At 56.0% G+C, this 20,096-nt stretch carries 15 protein-coding genes and 1 pseudogene; 8 read left to right on the forward strand and 8 right to left on the reverse strand.

What is annotated here, in order from left to right; translation table 11 throughout:
• Positions 1–27 precede the first annotated feature (27 nt).
• Complete coding sequence (locus BXP70_RS07965; RefSeq protein WP_086593499.1) at positions 28–2,463, reverse strand: outer membrane beta-barrel protein; 2,436 nt, start codon at positions 2,461–2,463, stop codon at positions 28–30.
• A gap of 905 nt (positions 2,464–3,368) precedes the next feature.
• On the opposite strand from BXP70_RS07965, the gene BXP70_RS07970 reads away from it, so the two are divergent.
• Together BXP70_RS07970 and BXP70_RS07975 are read left to right on the forward strand one after the other, a co-directional pair.
• Positions 3,369–4,760: a sensor histidine kinase gene (locus BXP70_RS07970; protein WP_086593500.1), complete on the forward strand. Its 1,392-nt coding sequence runs from the start codon at positions 3,369–3,371 to the stop codon at positions 4,758–4,760.
• A gap of 72 nt (positions 4,761–4,832) precedes the next feature.
• Entirely contained in the window at positions 4,833–5,507 is a 675-nt protein-coding gene (locus tag BXP70_RS07975) for a response regulator transcription factor (RefSeq protein ID WP_086593501.1), read from the forward strand.
• A gap of 49 nt (positions 5,508–5,556) precedes the next feature.
• Here the strand turns inward: BXP70_RS07975 and BXP70_RS07980 are convergent, their stop codons facing one another.
• Positions 5,557–8,700: a PAS domain-containing protein gene (locus tag BXP70_RS07980; protein WP_086593502.1), complete on the reverse strand. Its 3,144-nt coding sequence runs from the start codon at positions 8,698–8,700 to the stop codon at positions 5,557–5,559.
• Positions 8,701–9,183: 483 nt separating this feature from the next.
• Positions 9,184–10,689 carry an acetyl-CoA carboxylase biotin carboxylase subunit gene (gene accC / locus BXP70_RS07985; RefSeq protein WP_086593503.1) on the reverse strand — a complete coding sequence of 502 codons (1,506 nt, stop codon included), beginning with the start codon at positions 10,687–10,689 and terminating at the stop codon, positions 9,184–9,186.
• 310 nt (positions 10,690–10,999) lie between these two features.
• Here accC and BXP70_RS07990 point away from each other — a divergent pair, with 310 nt between their 5' ends.
• Together BXP70_RS07990 and BXP70_RS07995 are read left to right on the forward strand one after the other, a co-directional pair.
• The gene (locus BXP70_RS07990; protein WP_086593504.1) at positions 11,000–12,238 is read left to right on the forward strand and encodes an aminotransferase class I/II-fold pyridoxal phosphate-dependent enzyme; all 1,239 of its coding nucleotides are present in this window, start codon (positions 11,000–11,002) and stop codon (positions 12,236–12,238) included.
• Positions 12,239–12,488: 250 nt separating this feature from the next.
• A pseudogene (locus BXP70_RS07995) lies at positions 12,489–12,662 on the forward strand (histone H1); the annotation flags it as partial.
• Between the two features lie 260 nt (positions 12,663–12,922).
• Here the strand turns inward: BXP70_RS07995 and tyrS are convergent.
• Positions 12,923–14,224: a tyrosine--tRNA ligase gene (gene tyrS / locus BXP70_RS08000; RefSeq protein WP_086593787.1), complete on the reverse strand. Its 1,302-nt coding sequence runs from the start codon at positions 14,222–14,224 to the stop codon at positions 12,923–12,925.
• A 158-nt stretch (positions 14,225–14,382) separates the two neighbouring features.
• On the opposite strand from tyrS, the gene holA reads away from it, so the two are divergent.
• Positions 14,383–15,432: a DNA polymerase III subunit delta gene (holA, locus tag BXP70_RS08005; protein ID WP_086593506.1), complete on the forward strand. Its 1,050-nt coding sequence runs from the start codon at positions 14,383–14,385 to the stop codon at positions 15,430–15,432.
• Positions 15,433–15,467: 35 nt separating this feature from the next.
• On the opposite strand, the gene BXP70_RS08010 is transcribed toward holA, so the two are convergent.
• The 4 genes from BXP70_RS08010 to BXP70_RS08025 all read right to left on the reverse strand — a co-directional run bounded on the left by BXP70_RS08010 (position 15,468) and on the right by BXP70_RS08025 (position 17,689).
• Complete coding sequence (locus BXP70_RS08010) at positions 15,468–15,806, reverse strand: DUF3817 domain-containing protein (protein WP_086593507.1); 339 nt, start codon at positions 15,804–15,806, stop codon at positions 15,468–15,470.
• A gap of 9 nt (positions 15,807–15,815) precedes the next feature.
• The gene (locus tag BXP70_RS08015; RefSeq protein ID WP_086593508.1) at positions 15,816–16,271 is read right to left on the reverse strand and encodes a hypothetical protein; all 456 of its coding nucleotides are present in this window, start codon (positions 16,269–16,271) and stop codon (positions 15,816–15,818) included.
• Between the two features lie 5 nt (positions 16,272–16,276).
• Positions 16,277–16,708, reverse strand: coding sequence for a DUF6010 family protein (locus BXP70_RS08020; RefSeq protein ID WP_086593509.1), 432 nt, complete (start codon positions 16,706–16,708; stop codon positions 16,277–16,279).
• 72 nt (positions 16,709–16,780) lie between these two features.
• Positions 16,781–17,689 (reverse strand): helix-turn-helix domain-containing protein, encoded by a 909-nt coding sequence (locus BXP70_RS08025; RefSeq protein WP_086593510.1) that lies wholly within the window; start codon positions 17,687–17,689, stop codon positions 16,781–16,783.
• A 182-nt stretch (positions 17,690–17,871) separates the two neighbouring features.
• Here BXP70_RS08025 and BXP70_RS08030 point away from each other — a divergent pair, with 182 nt between their 5' ends.
• From BXP70_RS08030 to BXP70_RS08040, 3 genes are all read left to right on the forward strand, one after another.
• Complete coding sequence (locus BXP70_RS08030) at positions 17,872–18,969, forward strand: M12 family metallopeptidase (protein ID WP_086593511.1); 1,098 nt, start codon at positions 17,872–17,874, stop codon at positions 18,967–18,969.
• Positions 18,911–19,219 carry a hypothetical protein gene (locus tag BXP70_RS08035; RefSeq protein WP_143436416.1) on the forward strand — a complete coding sequence of 103 codons (309 nt, stop codon included), beginning with the start codon at positions 18,911–18,913 and terminating at the stop codon, positions 19,217–19,219. The genes BXP70_RS08030 and BXP70_RS08035 overlap by 59 nt, the downstream gene beginning before the upstream one ends.
• Before the next feature lie 165 nt (positions 19,220–19,384).
• Positions 19,385–19,777, forward strand: coding sequence for a hypothetical protein (locus BXP70_RS08040; protein WP_086593513.1), 393 nt, complete (start codon positions 19,385–19,387; stop codon positions 19,775–19,777).
• Positions 19,778–20,096: the final 319 nt, after the last annotated feature.

Genomic DNA, 20,096 nt, shown 5'->3' on the forward strand with positions numbered 1-20,096 from the left:
ATTTATGCTAGAAAGCAGGGAGTTACCTTAGCCCGCGCGGCGTTTTTCGTCCTCCGCGCCACTCTGCCGCCGTTTGGTAGGAGCTAGCTTCTCGTTGCCAAAACGGTAGCTAAACGCTAGGGTTGCCACGCGCGAATCGCGGCGTTGGTAGAAACGCTCCACATAGGTGTCGTAGGTGGAAGTGGCGCGCGCAGGCTGGGTGAAGAAAATGTCGGTTACGTTCAGCTTCACCGTTGCCTTGCGGTTCCACAAGCTCTTCTGCACGCCCGCGCTGACCTCGCCCAAGGGGCGCTGCACTAAGAAGGCGTACACTTCCCGCGACTGATAATTGCCATTTAACTCGGCGCTCCAGCCTTTGCCAATAGTAAATGTGTGATTGGACGTAAGCTGAAACGACGCCCCGCCCCGGTTGAGGTTCGTGCCCGCTAGGTCGCCCTTGAAGCGCGTGTAAAAAACCACGGCGTTGTTGTAGATCGTCCACCACTTGGCCACTTCCACCGGCGCCGTGAAGGTGAGGGCGTAGTAATGCTGCTGGCGCAAATTGCGGGTCGTCGACACGACGGTGCTGTCCGTTTCGGGCTGCACCACTCCGATGAGCGGCTGGCTGGTGAGGCTGTAGCTCAGACCTAGGCTGTATTTCTGCTGGAAAGTATGCGTGAGCTCTAGGTTGTAGCTGGTTTGAGGGCGCAAGGTGGGGTTGCCGCTGCCGAAGGTGGTTTTGTCAATGATTTCGCGGAACGGGTTGAGCTGGCGGTAGGAGGGCCGGTCGATGCGGCGGCTGAGCGAGAGGCTGGTTTCGTGTTGCTCCGAGAAGGTGCGCTTCAGGGCCGCACTGGGAAACAGCTGGAAATAATGGCGCGAAAAGTCTTGGAACTCCACCTCGCGGTCTTGCTTGCCCACGGCGTTGGTCTGCTCACCCCGCAGGCCTACTTGCAGCGTCAGCTTGGGTTGGGTGTAGTTCAGGTTGAAGTAGCCCGCGTTAATATTCTCGTCGTAACGAAAACGATTGGAACGACCTAGGTCGAGCTGCCCATCGGTGAAGAACTGCAAGTCGTTGTCGGCCGTCACCAAGCTGGTTTTGGCACCCGCTTCCAGGCGCAGCGCCTTGCTCAGCGGGTGCGTGTAGTCCACCTTCGCCGACTGAATAGTCAGCCAGCCCAGCTGGTCGCTGCTGGTCGCCGTGGTGGGCTGGGTAGCGCTGTAGGTTTGCAGTAACTGCTCGCGGGTGCTGCGGTAGCGGGCATAATCGGCGTCGGCCGTGAGCTCGCGGGTGCCAAGCGAATCCTCGAATGTGTGGCGAAAGTTGACGTTACCCGACAAGTTGGGGAAGCTGCGCTTGAGGTAGTTGGTCGAGTTATAGGCCTGCGTGGAGCCCCGCAGCAGATCTTGCAGCACCGAAACGTTGGTGCCATCCGCCGTGATGTGCGCCGTTTGCCCGTTCACAACCGCGCCTACCGTCGTGCGCTTCGATAGGTTGTAATCAAACCCGAGCCGCCCGGTGTGCGAAATGTTGTGTGTGGGCAAGCGGTTGTCTTGGTCTGTAATGCTGATGGGCTGCCGCTCGCCACCCACCAGACGAGTGTAAAAGTCGCGGTGAATGGTAAGCTTGGCAATGCCCTCCCGGTCGGAGTAGGTGTAGGAGCTGAATAAGTTACTCTTGTCCTTACGATGATTTACGCTCAGCCCGGCGGTGTACTTGTTGTACTGGCTGCGCCCGTAGCTCAGGTTGGCCGTGCCATTGGTGCCTTGGCGTTGGTCTTTCTTAAGGTTGATAGCAATGATGCCCGCGCCGCCTTGCGCATCGTACTTGGCGGGCGGGTTCGTAATGAGCTCGATGTTCTTGAGCTGCTCAGCCGGCAGGGTACGTAGGTAGTCGGCTAGCTCGGTGCCGGTCATGGGCTGGCGCTTGCCGTCAATGAGCACCAGCAAGCCTTGTTTGCCCCGCAAAGCTAGGTTATCGTTGCTGTCGATGGTCACGCCCGGCGAGCGACGCAGCACATCTAGGGACGTGTTGCCGGCCGCTAGCGTCGAGCCCTCTACGTTCACGACGGTGCGGTCGGCGAGACGCTCGTACACGGGTTTCTGCCCGACCACGGTTACTTCCTTCAGCTGCGTAGCTGTGTTGCTAGCCAGGGTAAGGGCGGGCAGGTTGATCGGAGTGCCGGCCACTTCAAACGGCTTCGACCACTGCCGCCGGAAGCCTACTTGCGCTGCTGAAAGCAGGTAGCGCCCAGCGGCCGCGCGCTCAAATTGAAACAAGCCCTTGGCATCGCTGAACTCGGTTTTTACCACCGCTGAGTCATCCGCGTGGTGTAGGGTGAGGGTCGCGTAGTCAATGGGTGTACCCGCGTCCGTTTGAACGGCGCCGCGCACATCGGCCTGCGCCTGCACGCCTCGCGTAGCAGCAAAGAAAAGGAGCACAAGCAAGCCGCACTGTGTAGTGGTCAAATCGGTGCATTTCATGAGCGTAAGAGGTTGAGATGTAACTGCTGTAAGTGGAAGAATGGAGCAAGAGGCTAGGTAATTGAGCGAGAGTAGCTTCGGATATAATGATGATATATCATCATGATAGACTTGAGCAGATGAGCGCAAGAGCCATAAGGAAGCTAGTTAATTGTAGAAGTGTAGTTGGAGTCTTGTTTCATCCTCGTTCTGCAGAGTCAACAAGCTGGCGAGAAAGGGAGGTTGACTTAATACGAAAGCTTTCGTGGTAAACATACGAACGAATTCGTATATGCCAATTAGCAGGGTGTTTGATTTTTGTGATAGGTGTAAAGGAACGCGCCTGCCCTTTGTGAAGAGTGCCTTAAGGCTGACTATAATGATACCTAGCTTGGCCTCAGGTCAGCCCCAAGAGCTGAGTAAATAAATGCTGTGTTAATTATAATGATATGTCATTAATATTGCTTGTGAGTTTATAAAAATCTATTCATTTATCAAATTGGCGCAGATCACAGGCAGAGCTCAGCAGAGAATGGAGGATGAGCGCATAACTACGTATGTCCTAGAAGTAAGTGTAGGCGATGTTGTGCGTGTAGTGTAGGTCGACGGGGAAGTTGGGGCTGTCGGGCTTCACCTAGTGCCCGCTAGAGAATATGCATTTAAGAAAGATCCATGGGGCAACTTAGTCTTGAATGCGGCTGGAAGTAAGTGCTTGCTCCACGGTAGCGGTAAGCAGGTCGATGTAGGCGAGTAGGAGCAAGAGTAATTCTATGTGGGCGCTGCGTTAGGAGTATTGACTGCTCCAAAACACCGCAAGCCGCTTGTAAAGCACTGTTATATTGTGTTAAAGAGTGTTAACGCATTCGTCGGCACGTGAGCTGGGCCGTACTTTCGGCCTAGGTATCCCTTCCCACTCGCCTTGCCTCATGAAAACACGCATCCGTTCTATTTTCTGGCTGATAGCACTGTGTATCTTGGGCATCAATGGGTTTCAGGTCTACTGGCTTTATAACACCTACGAGCTAGCCTCCAGCCAATTTGTGCGCACGACCAACGAAGCGCTACGGGCCGTGGTGCTGCGGCAGCAGCTTCAGCTATCGAGGCTTCCATATGACGCACGTCCCGATGAGAAACGCGTAACCGATCAGCATTCACTTAAAGGAAACCCTTCAAATCAGTTTGGTGCACTAAAGCATAGTTCTAACGATATCGCTACCCGAAGCGCTGCCAATTTTGAGAAATTCATTATTCGGCGCATCCAGATGTTAAAGCCAGGTCCTGTTCCAGTACCCACGATCGACCTAGGTCAGTTGAAAGCTAACTACTACGCCGAGCTGCACAGCCGGGACACCGAAGCCGACTTTGTACTAGATACCCTAGACTTAGCGCGTCCCACTGATGGTTATGGCCCCAAAATGGAGGCCCCGGCCGAGTATGGGCTGCGTTCACAACTAGTGCCGCTCACAATGCTACATCCGCGCAGTGGTTGGAATGTGCAGGCTGCCTTCCGGACGCCCTCCTTCCAGATCTTGCGGCGTATGGGAGGGCTGCTGGCTGGCTCGGTGGCACTACTTGGTCTCACTACCGGCTGCTTCGTGCTGATGCTGAACACCATTTTCCGCCAGAAAAAGCTAGCCGACGTCAAAAATGACTTCATCAACAACATGACCCACGAGCTAAAGACCCCGTTAGCCACGGTGTCGGCTGCGGTAGAAGCGTTGCAGAACTTCGGTGCCCTGAACGACCCGAATAGGGGAAAAGCCTACTTAAAAATAGCTAGTAATGAACTACAGCGCTTGTCCGATTTGGTAGAAAAGGTGCTCAATATTGCCGTAGAGGAGCGGCAGGATCTAGCTCTCAAACTTGAATCTGTGCATCCTGCTGAGCTGGTGCAGGAATTGGTAACGCATTATCAAATGAAAGCAACCAAACCCGTGCACTTTACAGTAGATATTGCCCCGACGGACTCCGTGCTGATGGACAGGCTGCACGTGCGCAATGTGATCAACAACGTGATTGACAATGCGATTAAGTACTCAGGTGAGCAAGAAGTAACAATTGACATTCGTGGCAGCCATGACGAAAATGGCTGGTGGCTTGCTGTGCATGACAACGGCATCGGTATCCCACAAAGCTATCAGCCTAACATCTTTGATCAGTTTTTCCGCGTGCCTACCGGCAATTTGCACCCCGTCAAAGGCTTTGGCCTCGGGCTGTATTATGTGCGCCAAGTGATAGAGCGCCACGGCGGCCAAGTAGCCGTGCGCAGTGCCCCGAACAGCGGCAGCGAGTTTTCATTATGGCTGCCAACCTATTAGCATGAGCCGCATTCGTTGTAACACTCGCCCCGCCGCACTTCCTGGCTTCTAAATTCTTGCTTTAAGAGTTCTATGCCCACTATCTTACTTATTGAAGACGAACTTGCGCTAGGGATGATTGTGAAAGATAGCCTGGAAGTGCGTGGGTTCACGGTGCGCTACGCTGCCGATGGGCAAGAGGGCTTCGCCCTGTTTCAGCAGCAATGTCCCGACATGGTGGTGACGGACGTGATGATGCCGCATCTTGACGGCTTCACGCTGGCCAAGCTGATTAGGCGGGAAAATACCACGGTGCCTATTCTTTTCCTCACGGCCCGCTCGCAGTCGGCCGACGTGGTGCGCGGCTTCGAGCTAGGTGGCAACGATTATCTGAAGAAGCCTTTCAGCCTTGATGAGCTGATTGTGCGCATCAAAGCGCGACTCGGTCAGGCCGCGCCCGTAGTGGCCGCGCCAGCCATCCTGATTATCGGCCAATACCAGTTTGATCATGCGAAGCAGCGCCTGTACCATCAGGGGCAGGCGAAGGTCTTGACCCACCGCGAAGCCGAGCTCCTTCGCTGCCTCTACGACCAGCGCAACCAAGTGCTAAAGCGGGCCACCGTGCTGCAAAGCCTATGGGGCGACGACAATTTCTTCAACGGCCGAAGCCTCGATGTTTTTATCACCCGGCTGCGGCGGTATCTCCGCCACGATCCGCAGCTACAAATTGTAAATGTGCGCGGCCTAGGCTACAAGTTGATGATGTAACCTAGGCCGCACAACTGCCCACTACTTACCTTCTATCGACCTAGGCCTGTTACTCGCTGGCCCTGAATTGCTCTTTTGTGAGCTGAATCAGGAGTTGGCCGAGCGCCGCCTCCTCGAAGGGTTTGGTCAGGCAGGCACTCATGCCAGCCGCCAGGTACTTTGTCAGATCAGCTTCGAATGCGTTGGCTGTTAAGGCAATCAGTGGGATGGCAACGTGCGCTGGGTTCGGTTGCTGCCGAATGGCCGTAGCTACCTCCACGCCGCTCAGGCCCGGCATTTGAATGTCGAGGATAGCCGCATCGTAGTGTGTGGTTTGAAGCCGGGCTAGGGCATCGGTGCCCGTGCCAACGGCCTCCACGCGCACGCCCCAGTGCTCGAGCATCACAACGGCAATCCACTGGTTTACCAGATTGTCTTCCGCCAGCAATACGTGCAGGCCGCGCAATGCTTCGTAGTTCACTACTTCGTTGGCGGGCAATTGCTTGAGTGTTGGGGCCAGGACGTCGGCCCAGGGCAGTGTAAGGGTGAAGGAAAAGGTACTGCCCTGGTCCGGCGCGCTGCACAAGGCCAGCGTGCCGCCCATGTGTTGCACCAGTTGCTGGCTGATGGCCAGGCCTAGCCCCGTCCCGCCAAAGCGGCGGCTGATTTCGCTACTAGCCTGGGTGAAGGCATCGAAAATTGATTCTTGCTGCTCCTGGGAAATCCCAATGCCCGTGTCCTGGACCCAAAAGCGGAGCATGAGCGCCTGCGGTGTTTCTTGCTGAATGGCGACACCTAGGTGCACAGTACCTTGCTCCGTAAACTTAATAGCGTTGCTGACCAAGTTGAGCAAAACCTGCCGCAGGCGATACGCGTCGCCAAGCACAGCGGGTGAACTATCGGGCAGGTACTCCGTCGTCAGGCGCAACCCTTTGTGCTCTGCTAGGTTCGCCAACGTTTGCCGCACGCCTTGCAATACCACGTTTGGGTCGAAAGCCGCTTGTTCGAGCTGCAAATGTTGGGTGGTGATTTTGGCCATGTCGAGCACATCGTTGACCAAGGCCAGCAAATGCTGACCGGCTTGCTCCATGGTGGTTAGGTACTCCTGCTGCGTCTGGCTCAGCGGCGTTTTAGCCAGAAGGGCCGCCATACCTAGCACCCCATTCAGTGGCGTTCGGATTTCGTGGCTCATACGGGCCAAGAAGGATTCTTTAGCCCGGGCGTTTTCTTCGGCTTCTTTCTTGGCTTGTTGGAGTGCCCGCTCGGCCCGCACGCCGGGTGTGATGTCGTAGCCCGAGGCAACTACATAAGATTCTTGGCCGGCTTCCGTAACTTGATACGTGTAGTAATGTAAGTAACGCTTTTCGCCTTTAGTCGTCAGAATGGTCATCACGCTTGGTTGCGGCTGACTAGCGCCGTTTAGGTAGGCGTCGAAGTCGGCGCGGTGCTCTGGTGGCAAGGCATCGCGAAGGTTTCTGCCAACCAAACGGTTGGCGGGAGCTCCCAGCAATCGTTCGATAGCCGGGTTAACCGACAGAATAGTGCCCTGTAGATCGTGCGTGCAGATCAGGGCTTGTGAGTAATAGACGAGGTCGTAGTATTGCTTTTCGCGACGCTCTGCCTGCTGACGCAAGCGCTTGAAATCGGTGATGTCCGTGTGCAGCGTGAGTACAGACACCGAGCCGTCTGGCTGGCGTAACGGCCGTTTGTCCATCTGGAAATACCGAATTTCTCCCCCCTGCAACGGCAGCGGCAACTCGGCCGTGATAACGCATTGCTGCTCCAAGACCTGGCGGTTCCAGGCCACAAATTGCTTGTACTCCGGTGTCTCCTTATGCTGATCAGCGGAGCTCAAGGGGCTACGCTGAAAGAAGTTGCGGAAGGCAGCGTTGGAGAAAGAGATATTCTCTGCCGAGTTCAGCACACACAGCATACTCGGAATGGTATCCACTAATTGCTGCATGAAGAGTCGCTGTTCGGCCACCTGCATTTTGGCCTGATGACTCTCGGTAATATCGAGTCCCGAACTGATAATGAGCTGCACTGCCCCATCGGGGGCCATAATGGGGCGGTAGCAACGCAGCAAACGCCGCCTACCTAGCAGGGCATGCGGAATAGTTTCCTCCCACGTTACTTCCTGCCGCTCGCGCAGCGTTTGCAAAAAGTGATTCTGCCGCTGCTCAGCTATGTCGTAAGGGCGCTGCCGGTAGGCACACGCCTCGAAGTTATTTTTGCCAATGAGCCAAGCGCGTACCGCCGGATCAGGCTCTAGTACAGGGTTCACGAACAAGTAGCGATGCTCGGCGTCGAAGACGGCCACGCCCGCCGGTACCTGCTCTAGCACCATCTCGTAGAAGGTGCGCTGGTTGGCTAGTTCTTGTTCGGCCTGCCGCCGCGCCGTGATATCGGTTAGGTAGAGCGTAACGTATGCTTCGGTTGACTCGGCTAGTACCGTAATCAAATAATACTGCTCCGCTAATGCTAGCTCCCGCTCATGAGAGCCTTCCGTCGTGAGGGCCTCCCGGACTAAGGTCAATAGCTGCTGGCGGGCAGCATCTTGCTCATCGGCCGTCAAGAGGTGGGTGAGCGGAGCGGCGGCGGTATTGGCGTAAAGCACCTCGCCTGTGCTGGTAAGCCGCAAGATCGGGTTCGGGTGCTGCTCAAGAATATAGGCTAGCGTGCGCAGCTGCGTCTCTTGCTGATAATGTTCCGTCACTTCCCGGCAGCAAATGAGACGCCCGGCCTGGGGCTGGTTCGGAACCAGGTAGTCAATTTCTATCACGCGGCCAGCGGCTAATGTAAGCTCTCCTAGAAGCGCAGTTTGGCCGGATTGGTGTTGCGCGTAGCCACGAGTTCCAAACGTAGCAGAGGCTTGCAAAGCATCCGCGATGGAGGCCGTGTGCGGTGGGGTAGGTGGGTAGGTTTCTGCCGTTGCCGGTTCTGGTGCCAAGTCGAATAATTCCCGAAATGACTCATTGATAAACTCAATGCGCCCTTCCTGATCAACCAAGGCCAAGCCGGTACGTGAGTGCCGCGCAAAAGCAACTAACTGATGGTGATGCCGCTGCGCTGCGCTCCTGGTAGTAGCTAGCTGCTGTTCGAGGGCAGCAATGCGAACTTCGGCGGCCGTTAGGGCAGCTTCGGCTTGTACGCGGCGGGATTTTTCAACTGCTAACTGCGCGACACAAGCATCGTCAGCGGGAAGCATAGACATAGGAAACCTCTGGTAAGCATGTAAAAATCAGCATAGTCACTTTGTTCGTACCTGCCTAGCTACTCAACTCAGGAACCAGGGAGGGACACTTGCCCCCACACAGCCACAAGCTCACGAACTGACGTGCGGTGCCAGTGTTACTCCTGAACGCTGAGTTGCAGCAAGCCTACTCACGTGTCTGTGCTGCAACTCAGCGGAGAAGTTATTCCGGCGCTAGAGTGGTGAAAGTGCTAACGCGTTTAGTGATACGGTATCAAATGTAACGCCAGATAGGCCTAGGGTTAATGCATTATCATAATGGGAAAAGTCCTGTCAAAAAGAATAGGAGTTCTGCTGTTGAGTACTTACCCCGGGCCTGCCGCGCCTATAACGAAAAACGACCTTCTTATTTAACGTAAGAAGGCCGCTCTTTACGCGTAGCAAGTTAGCTCAACGTTTTCATAATAAGCACAGTAACTTTTTGTATTTCGCTTGCTCCTGCTATCAGCGCAGACCAAGCCGATTGCGGCGCCAGGCCGAGGAGGTGCCGGCAGGCTCACTTTCGGCGGGAGTGGCTTGTGGCTTCTTCGTTTCTAGCAGCATCGCCGTGAATACGGCCGCGAGCTTGAGCGTTTCTTCGTCGGGAGCCGGAGCTAGGTCGGCCGGAGTGAAATGGTCGCGGATAAAGTTAGTATCAAATTGACCGCTTACGAAAGCTGGGTGTTGTAGCACAAAACGCCCAAATGGCAGCGTCGTCTGGATGCCCGTAATCTGATACTCGTCGATGGCGCGCAGCATGCGGGCAATGGCCTCGGTGCGATCTTGCCCGAAGGTGACGAGCTTGGCAATCATTGGGTCGTAATAGATGGGAATATCCATGCCCTGCTCAAACCCGTCGTCGACGCGGACGCCGGGGCCTTGCGGGCGCACGTACGTGGTGAGCGTGCCAATGTCGGGCAGGAAATTGTTGGCGGGGTCTTCGGCATATACCCGCAACTCCAAGGCGTGGCCCTGAATCTTGAGGTCGGCTTGCCCAAAGCTGAGCGGCAGCCCTTGCGCCACCTTGATTTGCTCCTTCACCAGATCGAGGCCCGTTATCTGCTCCGTAACGGGGTGCTCGACCTGGAGGCGGGTATTCATTTCCAGGAAATAAAAGTTGTGGTTTTCGTCCAGCAAAAATTCCACTGTGCCGGCACCCGTGTAGTTGCAGGCGCGGGCCACATCAACGGCACACTGGCCCATGGCGGCGCGCAGTTCCGGCGTAAGCACCGAGGAGGGTGCCTCCTCTATAACCTTCTGGTGGCGCCGCTGAATAGAGCACTCGCGCTCAAACAAGTGCAGGATTGAGCCGTGCTCGTCCCCGAGCACCTGAATCTCGATGTGGCGTGGCGCGCCGATGTACTTTTCTATAAAGACAGCACCATCGCCGAAAGCACTAGTAGCCTCGGACACAGCTAGCTGCATCTGTTCCTCAAACTCAGTTTCGGCATTCACGACGCGCATGCCTTTGCCACCGCCGCCGGCTGAGGCTTTGATCAGAATTGGAAAGCCTACTTCGCGGGCAACCTGCTTGGCGGCCTCCACGTCGGAAATGGCCTCCTCAGTACCCGGAACCATCGGGATACCATACTGCGAAACGGCCTGCTTGGCCGCGAGCTTCGAGCCCATCAGCTCCATGGCCTCCGGCGAAGGCCCAACGAAGACCAGACCTGCTTGCTGCACTTGGCGGGCAAAGTGGGCATTTTCCGATAGGAAGCCGTAGCCGGGGTGAATGGCATCGACGCCAAGCTGGCGACACACTTCAAGGATTTTGTCGCCGCGCAAGTAGCTCTCGGCAGAGGCGGGTGGGCCCACACACACGGCCTCGTCGGCGTAGCGCACGTGCAAGGCGTTGCGGTCGGCCTCGCTGTAAATGGCTACCGTTTGCAGGCCCATCTCCCGGGCCGAGCGCAGTACGCGGAGCGCAATTTCGCCCCGATTCGCAACCAGCAGCTTTTTTATTTCTTTCATGGGTGGAAATTAGCTAGGCAGTAGAAGCGCAAATATGCGTACTTGTAAGAGAGAAAAGTGTACGCCCTACGATAGGCGCCCCCAAGAACAGTAACTGGGGCGCCGGGTCGCGAGCTGCTGGCAATTAGATGGAGCGGTCGTTTTCATCGACCTAGTCTCCCAAGGGCAACTTGGAAGCCACGCAGCGGGCGGTTACCTTTGCGGCTTTTACATAACTTTGAAAACATTTTCGCATAACCTTATGGTTGGCGGAGTGGTTAGAAGCCTCACTATCTAGCCCGTTTTACATTCACATCTAACTTGTTCCTCCGTGGATCTTTTTGACAAGATTGCCTCCAACCGCGGCCCGTTGGGCAGCCACTCGCACTACGCGCACGGCTATTTCACATTTCCTAAGCTGGAAGGTGAAATTAAGCCCCGCATGATTTTCCGCGGTAAAGAGGTTCTCACCTGGAGCCTGAATAATTACCTAGGTCTGGCTAACCACCCGGAGGTGCGCAAGGCCGACGTAGACGGTGCAGCCCAATACGGCATGGCGCTGCCCATGGGCGCGCGCATCATGAGCGGTAACTCCAACCTGCACGAGCAACTTGAAAGCGAGCTGGCTGATTTCGTGAAGAAGCCAGAGTGCATGCTGCTTAATTTCGGCTACCAAGGTGTTGTATCGATTATTGACGCCATTGTGAACCGCCACGATGTGATTGTGTACGACGCTGAGTCGCACGCCTGCATCATCGACGGCGTACGCCTGCACGCGGGCAAGCGCTTCGTGTACCCACACAACGACATGGAGAAGCTGGAAACCCAACTCCAGCGCGCTACCCGTATGACCAACGAAACGGGCGGCGGTATCTTGGTAATTACTGAGGGCGTGTTTGGCATGTCGGGCAACATGGGCAAGCTCAAGGATATTGTGGCCTTAAAGGAGAAATATCAGTTCCGTTTGTTCGTGGATGATGCCCACGGCTTCGGCACCATGGGCGCTACAGGCGCCGGAACGGGCGAGGAACAGGGCGCGCAAGACGGCATTGACCTCTATTTTTCGACGTTTGCAAAGTCTATGGCGAGCATCGGTGCCTTCGTCGCTGGCCCGGAAAACGTAATTGAATATTTGCGTTACAATATGCGGAGCCAGATTTTCGCCAAATCGTTGCCCATGCCATTAGTAGTGGGCGCGCTAAAGCGGTTAGAACTGCTACGCACTCAGCCGGAGCTAAAGGAAAATCTCTGGACCGTTGTGCGGGCCCTGCAGAGCGGTTTGCGCGAGAAAGGCTTCAACATCGGTACTACCGAGTCGCCGGTTACGCCTGTGTTTTTGAACGGCGAAATCCCCGACGCTACCCAAATTACCTTCGATTTGCGTGAAAATCACGGTATTTTCTGCTCTATCGTGGTATATCCGGTTGTTCCGAAGGGCGTGATCATGCTCCGCTTGATTCCGACAGCTTCGCACACCTTGGAAGATGTGCGGGAAACAATTACGGCTTTTGAAGCCATTGCAGCCAAACTGGACAAGGGCTTGTACTCCAAAAACCAGGTGAGCGTGTAGCGCTCCGCCGTACTCGAACTACTGTGTATTCAAACGCCAGCACCTGCCTAGGTTGCTGGCGTTTTTTGTATAATTCCAATTGAGTAATGAGCAAGGGGCGGGGGGTAAGCTAGGTGCTAAGTGGGTAAAATCGCCCTTTACGGGCTAGATACGCGCTTTTAAAAAAAAGTTTAAGAGTTGCTTGTATTTGAAATCCCAGTATATTAGGCCCCGACAAAAGCATTGTTTCACACCCAACAACCCCCCGCAAATGAACAATTTTGGTAAACTCAAGGACCTTGTAATGTCACTGGAAGGCGACTTCGAGAAGTTCTACGACAAGCAGAACTCCGCCGCTGGTACCCGTGTACGCAAGGGCATGCAGGAGTTGAAGAATATGGCTCAGCAGATCCGTGCTGAAGTGCAAGACATGAAGAACAGCTCGGGTGGCGAGGAAGCCGCTCCGAAAGCCGCTCCAGCGAAGAAAGCTGCTGCTCCTGCCGCCGCCAAAAAAGCACCTGCTGCAAAGAAAAAGTAATCGGGACCACGGATTCGACGGATTTTTCGGATTCCGCGGATTTTGTGGACGATATCTACGCAAAAAGCCTCACCAACTGGTGAGGCTTTTTTATTTATTATGCACCGCTATGCTCTGTACGTTTACAAAATTCGCAGAAACCAGACAAAGTAGTCGGAGTCCGTGGTTTAGGTAAGCTCGACTAGGTAGTAGTCTTTGCGGCCCTTCTTGACGACCAGATACTTGTCGTGGAGCAAGGACAGCTCCGTTACGGACGCTTCTGGGGAGGTAAGCTTGTTGCCGTTCACACTGAGGCCATTGGCTTTGATGAGCTTGCGAACCTCTCCCCGTGAGGGCAGAATAGCTTGATTGGTAGCTTCGCTGAGCAGCACGGAAACGTTCAGGTCGGTTGTTTCGGCGCGGGGCAAGCGCAGGTGCGGCACGCCGACAAATACGTCGAGCAGCGTCGCTTCGTCGAGGCTAGCTAGGTCGCCCCCGCCAAACAAGACCTGCGAAGCTGCCAACGCGGCCTCATAGGCTTCGGCGGAGTGTACGCGGGTCGTTACGTCTTGGGCCAGGGCTTTCTGCAGAATGCGTAGGTGCGGAGCCTGGGCGTGCTCGGCTTCTAGGGCTTCAATTTCTTCCTGGCTGCGCAGCGTAAATACCCGGATGAGGCGGGGCACGTCGGCGTCGGCGGCATTCAAGAAGAACTGGTAGAACTGGTAGGGCGAGGTCATGGTGGGGTCGAGCCACACGGTGCCAGTTTCGCTCTTGCCGTATTTCGTGCCGTCGGCTTTGGTGATAAGCTGGCCGGTGAGGGCGTAGGCTTTGCCTTCGCCGTTGGTGAGGCGGCGGATCAGCTCAGTACCGGTGGTGATGTTGCCCCACTGGTCGGAGGCCCCCATTTGCAGGGTGCACCCTAGGTTCTGGTAGAGGTGGAAAAAGTCGTAGCCTTGCAGTAGCTGGTAGGTAAACTCGGTGTAGCTCAAGCCTTCCGCGCCGGAGTCCTCATTGCCACTGATGCGGCGCTTTACCGAGTCCTTGGCCATCATGTAGTTCACGGTGAGGTGCTTGCCCACATCGCGCAGGAATTGCAGGAAACCAAAATCCTTGAACCAGTCGTAGTTGTTGACGATGAGCGCGCCCGTGGGCGAGTCGTTGAACTCAATAAACTTCTCCAGCTGCTTGCGGATGCCTTCTTGGTTGGCGCGCAGCGTGGTTTCATCCAGCAGGTTACGTTCGGCCGACTTGCCCGAGGGGTCCCCAATCATACCCGTGGCCCCGCCTACGAGCGCCATCGGGCGGTGCCCGGCGCGCTGCAAGTGCACCAGCAGCATAATAGTAGCTAGGTTGCCAATGTGCAACGAGGGTGCTGTCGGGTCGAAGCCGATATAGCCGGTAATTGGCTGGTTGGCGGCTAAGTGCTCGGCCGTGCCGGGCATCATATCGTGAAACATTCCGCGCCAGCGGAGTTCGTCGAGTAAATTCACTGAGTAGCTGAGTAACTGAGTAACTGAGTAGGCGAAAGAAACCATTCGCCAGACCTTTTCGGTAACAAAGGTAAAAGCTGCAATGATACCTTTGCTTATCGGAGTGTGGATGCTTTGTTCAGCGCCTTACTCAGTTACTCAGCTACTCAGTTACTCTCTTGACTCTTTCCGCCGACGAAATTCTGCAGCAGCTGCGCCAGCGGCAGTTTGCGCCCGTGTACTTCCTGCAAGGGGAGGAGCCCTACTATATTGATTTGGTGACCAGCACCCTGGAGCAAACAGTGCTGCCCGAGCACGAACGGGGCTTCAACCAGGTGGTGCTCTACGGCAAGGATACGGACGTAGCCACCATCCTCGGGCAAGCGCGCCGCTTCCCGATGATGGCCGAGCGCTCAGTGGTCATTGTGAAGGAAGCGCAGGGTATCGCCGACCTAGAGAGCGAGAAAGCGTGGCCATTTTTGGAAGCTTACCTCAAAAATCCGCTGACTAGCACGGTGCTCGTGTTGGGCTACAAAAACAAAACCCTCGACTCGCGCAAAAAGCTAGGCAAGCTGCTGGCCGACAAGGCCGTGGTGCTCACCAGTAAGAAGATTTATGACAACCAGGTGCCGGCCTGGCTCACGAGCTACGTGCGCAGCCGACAGCAGCAGATCACGGGGCAGGCCGTGGCCATGCTGGCCGAATACATTGGCTCCGACCTAGGTCGGCTCACGAATGAGGTGGATAAGCTGCTGCTCAACCTGAAGCCGGGCCAGTCCATCGACGAAGACTTGGTGCAGCGGCTGGTGGGCATCAGCAAGGAGTACAACATCTTTGAGCTACAGCGGGCCCTCGTGCAGCGCGACGTACTGAAAGCCAACCGCATCCTGCTCTATTTCGAAGCCAACCCGAAAGCCAATCCGCTTATCCCGAACCTGACGCTGCTCTTCGGCTTTTTTACGAAGCTGCTGGTGCTGCATCAGCATGCTAACCCCTCCGATGCCGATTACAAGAAGCTAGGTATTGCCAACAGCTTCGCCCAGAAGGACTACCAGCTGGCGCAGCGCAACTACAGCGCCGAGCGCACCCGCGATATTATCCACCTGCTCCGCCGCGCCGATTTGCAAAGCAAAGGCATCGAGAGCGGCTCCATGACGGATGGTGAGATTCTGCGGGAATTGGTGTTTTTGATTTTGCATCCGGTGCCGCTGAGCGCGGTAGCCGGGTAGGCGGCTACGGCGAAGAAGCAAAGCGTACCAGTGACCTAGCTTGGCTTTTTAATAAAGGCTTGCTTGTCGTGCTCTTTGCGCTGCATGGGCGCCAGAATCTTGCGGTCCACGTAGAAGGTGCCGAATGGGATAACGCAGGCCAGCAGGACTTTCCAAGTAGTGGTGGCAAAGCGCCACTGGTATTCGACCCCAACCCGCAGCGTATTGAGCACGAAGAGCAGAAACAACAAGCCGTGTACAGGCCCGAGAGCCCGCACAAGCGTTGGGTCGCTGTAAAAATATTTCAGCGGTACGGCCACACCGACCAACAGCAGCAAGGAGGCACCCTCGCAAAAGCCAAGCAGGCGGAGGCGCTGGATAGGAGAAGAGAACATAGCAGCAGGTTAGAAGCGGAAATAAGGACGACTGGCGAAAGGGGAAAACGGCCACGGAATAGCGAGCAGTATCAGCAGCAGTGCGGCCGTGAACCACAGGGCCATCGTGCGAAATTGCTCCTCGCTGGTTGTGCGGCGCTTGGCCAGGGCCGAACCGATAGTGAGTACCACAATGGCTACCGTCATGGTGGCTACGTGTTGAAAGCCAAAAAACAGGGCCGTAGGTGCGTGCTCCGTGTCGCGCAGGTGAAAGGCCTGCACTAGCGGACTCGCGAAGTAGAGTCCGTACCCGAGCATCAGCTGCACGTGGGCCAGCGTGGCAACGGTGTGCCGCACGGTATTGTCGAGCCGGGTAAACGCCCGACGACCTAGCCACCCCCGGTACGCCCGACCTAGGCCGAGCAGCAAGCCCGCTAGCACCACCCACCGAAACAGGGAGTGCAGCGTAAGTAAAAGCGCATACATCGTTGCTACGCTAAGCGATGGGGAGCCCGCTGAAACCAGCCGTAGACGGACGGTGCTTGGTTGAAAAACCAAGTGGCAAGCAGGGCGTCGCAGATAGCGCACTGTGCCGAAGAGGTGGGCACAAAGGCTATGATGGGCGTACCGTAGAAATGATGAGCCACGTCCCAGGCCGTGTGCAGCAACCAGGCTACCCCGATGAAGGCGTACTGCTGCAGACCGCGGTAAGCGCAGTACGTCATTAGTGCTGCGAAGGCGAACTCCCAGCCACCTAGGCCACCGTTGAGATGTGCCGCCCCCGCCCCGGCCACTAGGATGGCCATGAAACGTTGGCGAGCTGGCTCCCGCAGCAACGACGCAAGAGCAATGAAAACACCTGCCACAACTACGGCCGTGGCGGCATCCAGCAAGTGCACAGCAGGAAAAGAATAAGAAAGCATACGGTTGGCGTTGATTGTGCTGGCAAAGGTCCAACCTGGCGCAGTGCAGCGTTAGCACGTACCAAGCCGAAATCAGGACAATTCTATCCGTTTGCGAAACGTCAGTGGGGTTACGCCAACGTGCTTTTTGAACAGCCGGCTGAAGTACGATGCATCGGGGATGCCGACGGCCAGGGCAACTTCTCCCACGCTCCATGCCGTTTGAAACAGCAGCACCTTGGCTTCCAGTACGATACTCTCCTCAATCCACCGCGCTGGGGCCTTTCCCGTTACGCTCCGCACGCATTTGCTTAGGTGATTGGGCGTGATGTGCAGCTGGTCGGCGTAGTCGCTCACCCGGTGCGTCGTGGCCAGGGAGCTAGCTAGGAGCTGCTTGAAGCGGTTAGTGATAACCGCGGCAGTGCTGAGCGACGCAGGCTCGTTGGTCGCGTAGGCCCGGTGCAACTCGTGCAGCAAGGCTAGAAGGTAAGCCCGCACCAGCTCGGGGTGGCGGAGCTGATGCAGCTGGTATTCGGCGCGCAGCCGCCCCAGCACTTGCCCGGCAAACAAGCCATTGTCCGGGCCCAGCGAAATAACGGGGCTGCCCCAGGAGTGCAGAAAACTAAATACCATGGACGTCTCACGGCTTTCGCTGCTCACCAGAAAATCGTCGTGAAAATGGCAGACGTACCCCGTGTTGACATCGCCCGGCCCAAAGGAATAAACTTGCCCAGCTCGCACCAATAAGGCTTCGTGCGGCCCGATTGTGTACGCATCGGGGCCAATGCTCATGCGAGCAGAGCCAGAGGTCAGGTAAACGCATGAGTGCGCCGTAGACCGGGCTGGCGGCAACGCCTGCGGGAAGAGCGGATACATCTGCTCCACGGGCACAATAAAGAACTGCTCGGCTTGCGCCGATAATAAAGACTGTAAAGGTCCGGGTGCTGGCATGAAGTGCCGCAAATAGCCTTCCGGAACATAGGTAGGAATGGAATGAGCCAAGAACGTGGGGCAGGTAGGAAAGAAGCAGAATAAAACCTAGGCAAGTAACAGCTATTGCAGCGACTAGTAAGCTGAACCCGGCCGCAGCTAACCACATCAATATGCGATTGACGTGGGCTCGAAATAAGGGTAACTTCTCATCATCAAATCATTAGCAAACAATACGATTATTAGTTAGCAGCATGAAAGAGAAGAACGACCATGAAAGGCAGCTGCGCGAGGCTCTCCTAAAAATCGAGGGAGTACTGAGCTGCATCACCGGCAAGGAGGGCCCGTTAGCCGCAAGCCCCAAGGAAGAGCCTAGCGCCGATGAAGGCCTGCCGCCGGAGCAGCTAGGGTGCAGCATCAAATCGGTGCCGCCGCGGCTGGCAAAGCTAGCCGCCGAAACGGCCAGGCGGGTGAACCCCGTGAATGGTCCCGTGCTGGGGCGGCTGGCGGAGCTGAAAGCGCCGACCGATTTTCACCCGCAATTCCTGACGATAGTAGTGAGTAAGTACTGGGGCCCCTCTCCGCGTCGGCTCACGGTCAGCTTCATGGAAGCCACGCCGGCTGATCTGCGGGCACGCATCGTGAGCCATATGAACGCCTGGGCCAAAACCACGTGCATCTCCTTTGTAGAAACGACGGGCGTGGGCACGGTGCGCATCGCGCGCGGGGCCGGAGGCTACTGGTCGTACCTAGGTACCGACATCACGCTGATTCCGAAAAATCGGCCCACCATGAACCTGCAAGGCTTCACCATGAACACCCCTGAGTCGGAGTTCAGACGCGTGGTGCGTCACGAGACGGGGCACACCCTGGGCTTTCCGCACGAACACATGCGCAAGGAGCTGGTAAGCCGCATCGACCCGCAGAAAGCCTACCTCTACTTCCTAAAAACCCAGGGCTGGGATAAAGCCACCGTCGATGCACAGGTGCTGACCCCGCTCAACGACCAGTCCATCATGGGCACGCCCGCCGACCAAACCTCTATTATGTGTTATCAGCTGCCGGGCTCCATCACCAAAGACGGCAAACCCATCACGGGAGGCGTGGATATCAACACGACCGATTATGCCTTCGCTGGGAAGATTTATCCCAAGCCGTTGCTTGGCTTAACGCCCGAACCAGCCCTGGCCGACCACCTCGAGCTAGCCGTGGATACAACGGATTGGGACGAAGCGGAGGATGTACCGGATGCTGAGCGCGACGCTACCATTGAAGCCACTCTTCTCCCGTCCCATGGCCCGACTGATCGATACCCAGAGCTTGCCGGAACTGCCCTCGCAAATCACGCTTAGCCCCGGCGACGTGCTCGTGTTGCAAGCGAGTGGGGGCTACGTGCAAACAGGGGATGACGTACTGGAAATGCTCGGCGCCTATCAGCCTGGCCTGCTGCAGGCGGCCGGCACCGTTTTGTCGCCCATGGGGGCTCCCGGCACCGTGCTGCTGCGGGCCCTTCAGCCTGGGCAAGCCACGGTCAACGTGGTAATGGGCGACCCTTGGTTTAGCCCCGAGACCCACACCCTAGGAGTGATAGTGGAAGTGTAAGCGGCTCGCCTCTGCCTGCACAATAGCACTACCAGGTAGGGTGCTGCCAGCTTCCTGCCTCTATAGTTGGATTTATCTACCTCGCTAAGTGAAGAATAACGGGTTTGGTTACCGCAGCCGGCCCACAGTGCAACTCATCTTTAATCCTCTCATTGTAAGAATTCTATGGAAACACTAGAAGCCAAAGCGGTTGTCCCCGAAGTCATTAAGGCTGGGAGCAACTTGCCCGCAAAAATTGAAACCGCCAAATCCGGCGAGCCTGAAACGGCCAAAAAAGGGGCGTCCGAACTAAGCGCCGCCTCGTTCTCCACCTATTATACCTGGCGCGGGTCCGGAACGGTTGTTCTGAACTGTGGCCACCCAAACATCCGCTCCAGCTCACGGGTGGTGGCGTCCATCAGTGAGTACAACACCGATCCGAACCAGAACCGGTTTATTGGCAATGCGCCCATGCTGGTTTACAACGTTGCTCCTTACAATGGAGGCGTTATGATCCGGCTGAATGTCGGCTTTAGTAGCGCCCTCAATGTGCGGGTTGATGTAGTCGTAGATCCGTGAGCGTAAAGCGTAGATAAACCAGCTTCAAAAAGGCTTACAAGCGGTTGTAAGCCTTTTTTGTGCCGGGCAACCTAGCGAGGGGAGGCATTTCGGCGCGGTAGCTAAGAGCTAGTACAGCGTGTACCATCTGCTCTTAGCGCCGTGAAAAATAGCTCATCAGGAATAGGTAGCAACAGATGAAGCACTGAAACTGGTACTTTATAAAGAATATTGTAAAATACGTATGATAATACAAAGACGATATGCGTATATATATAGTAATTACTACATTTGTATCATCAATTCATCCTACTGCCAGCCTTTTCAGCCAGCCTTCTCC

The organism is Hymenobacter crusticola (assembly GCF_002154225.1).
Classification (GTDB): domain Bacteria; phylum Bacteroidota; class Bacteroidia; order Cytophagales; family Hymenobacteraceae; genus Hymenobacter; species Hymenobacter crusticola.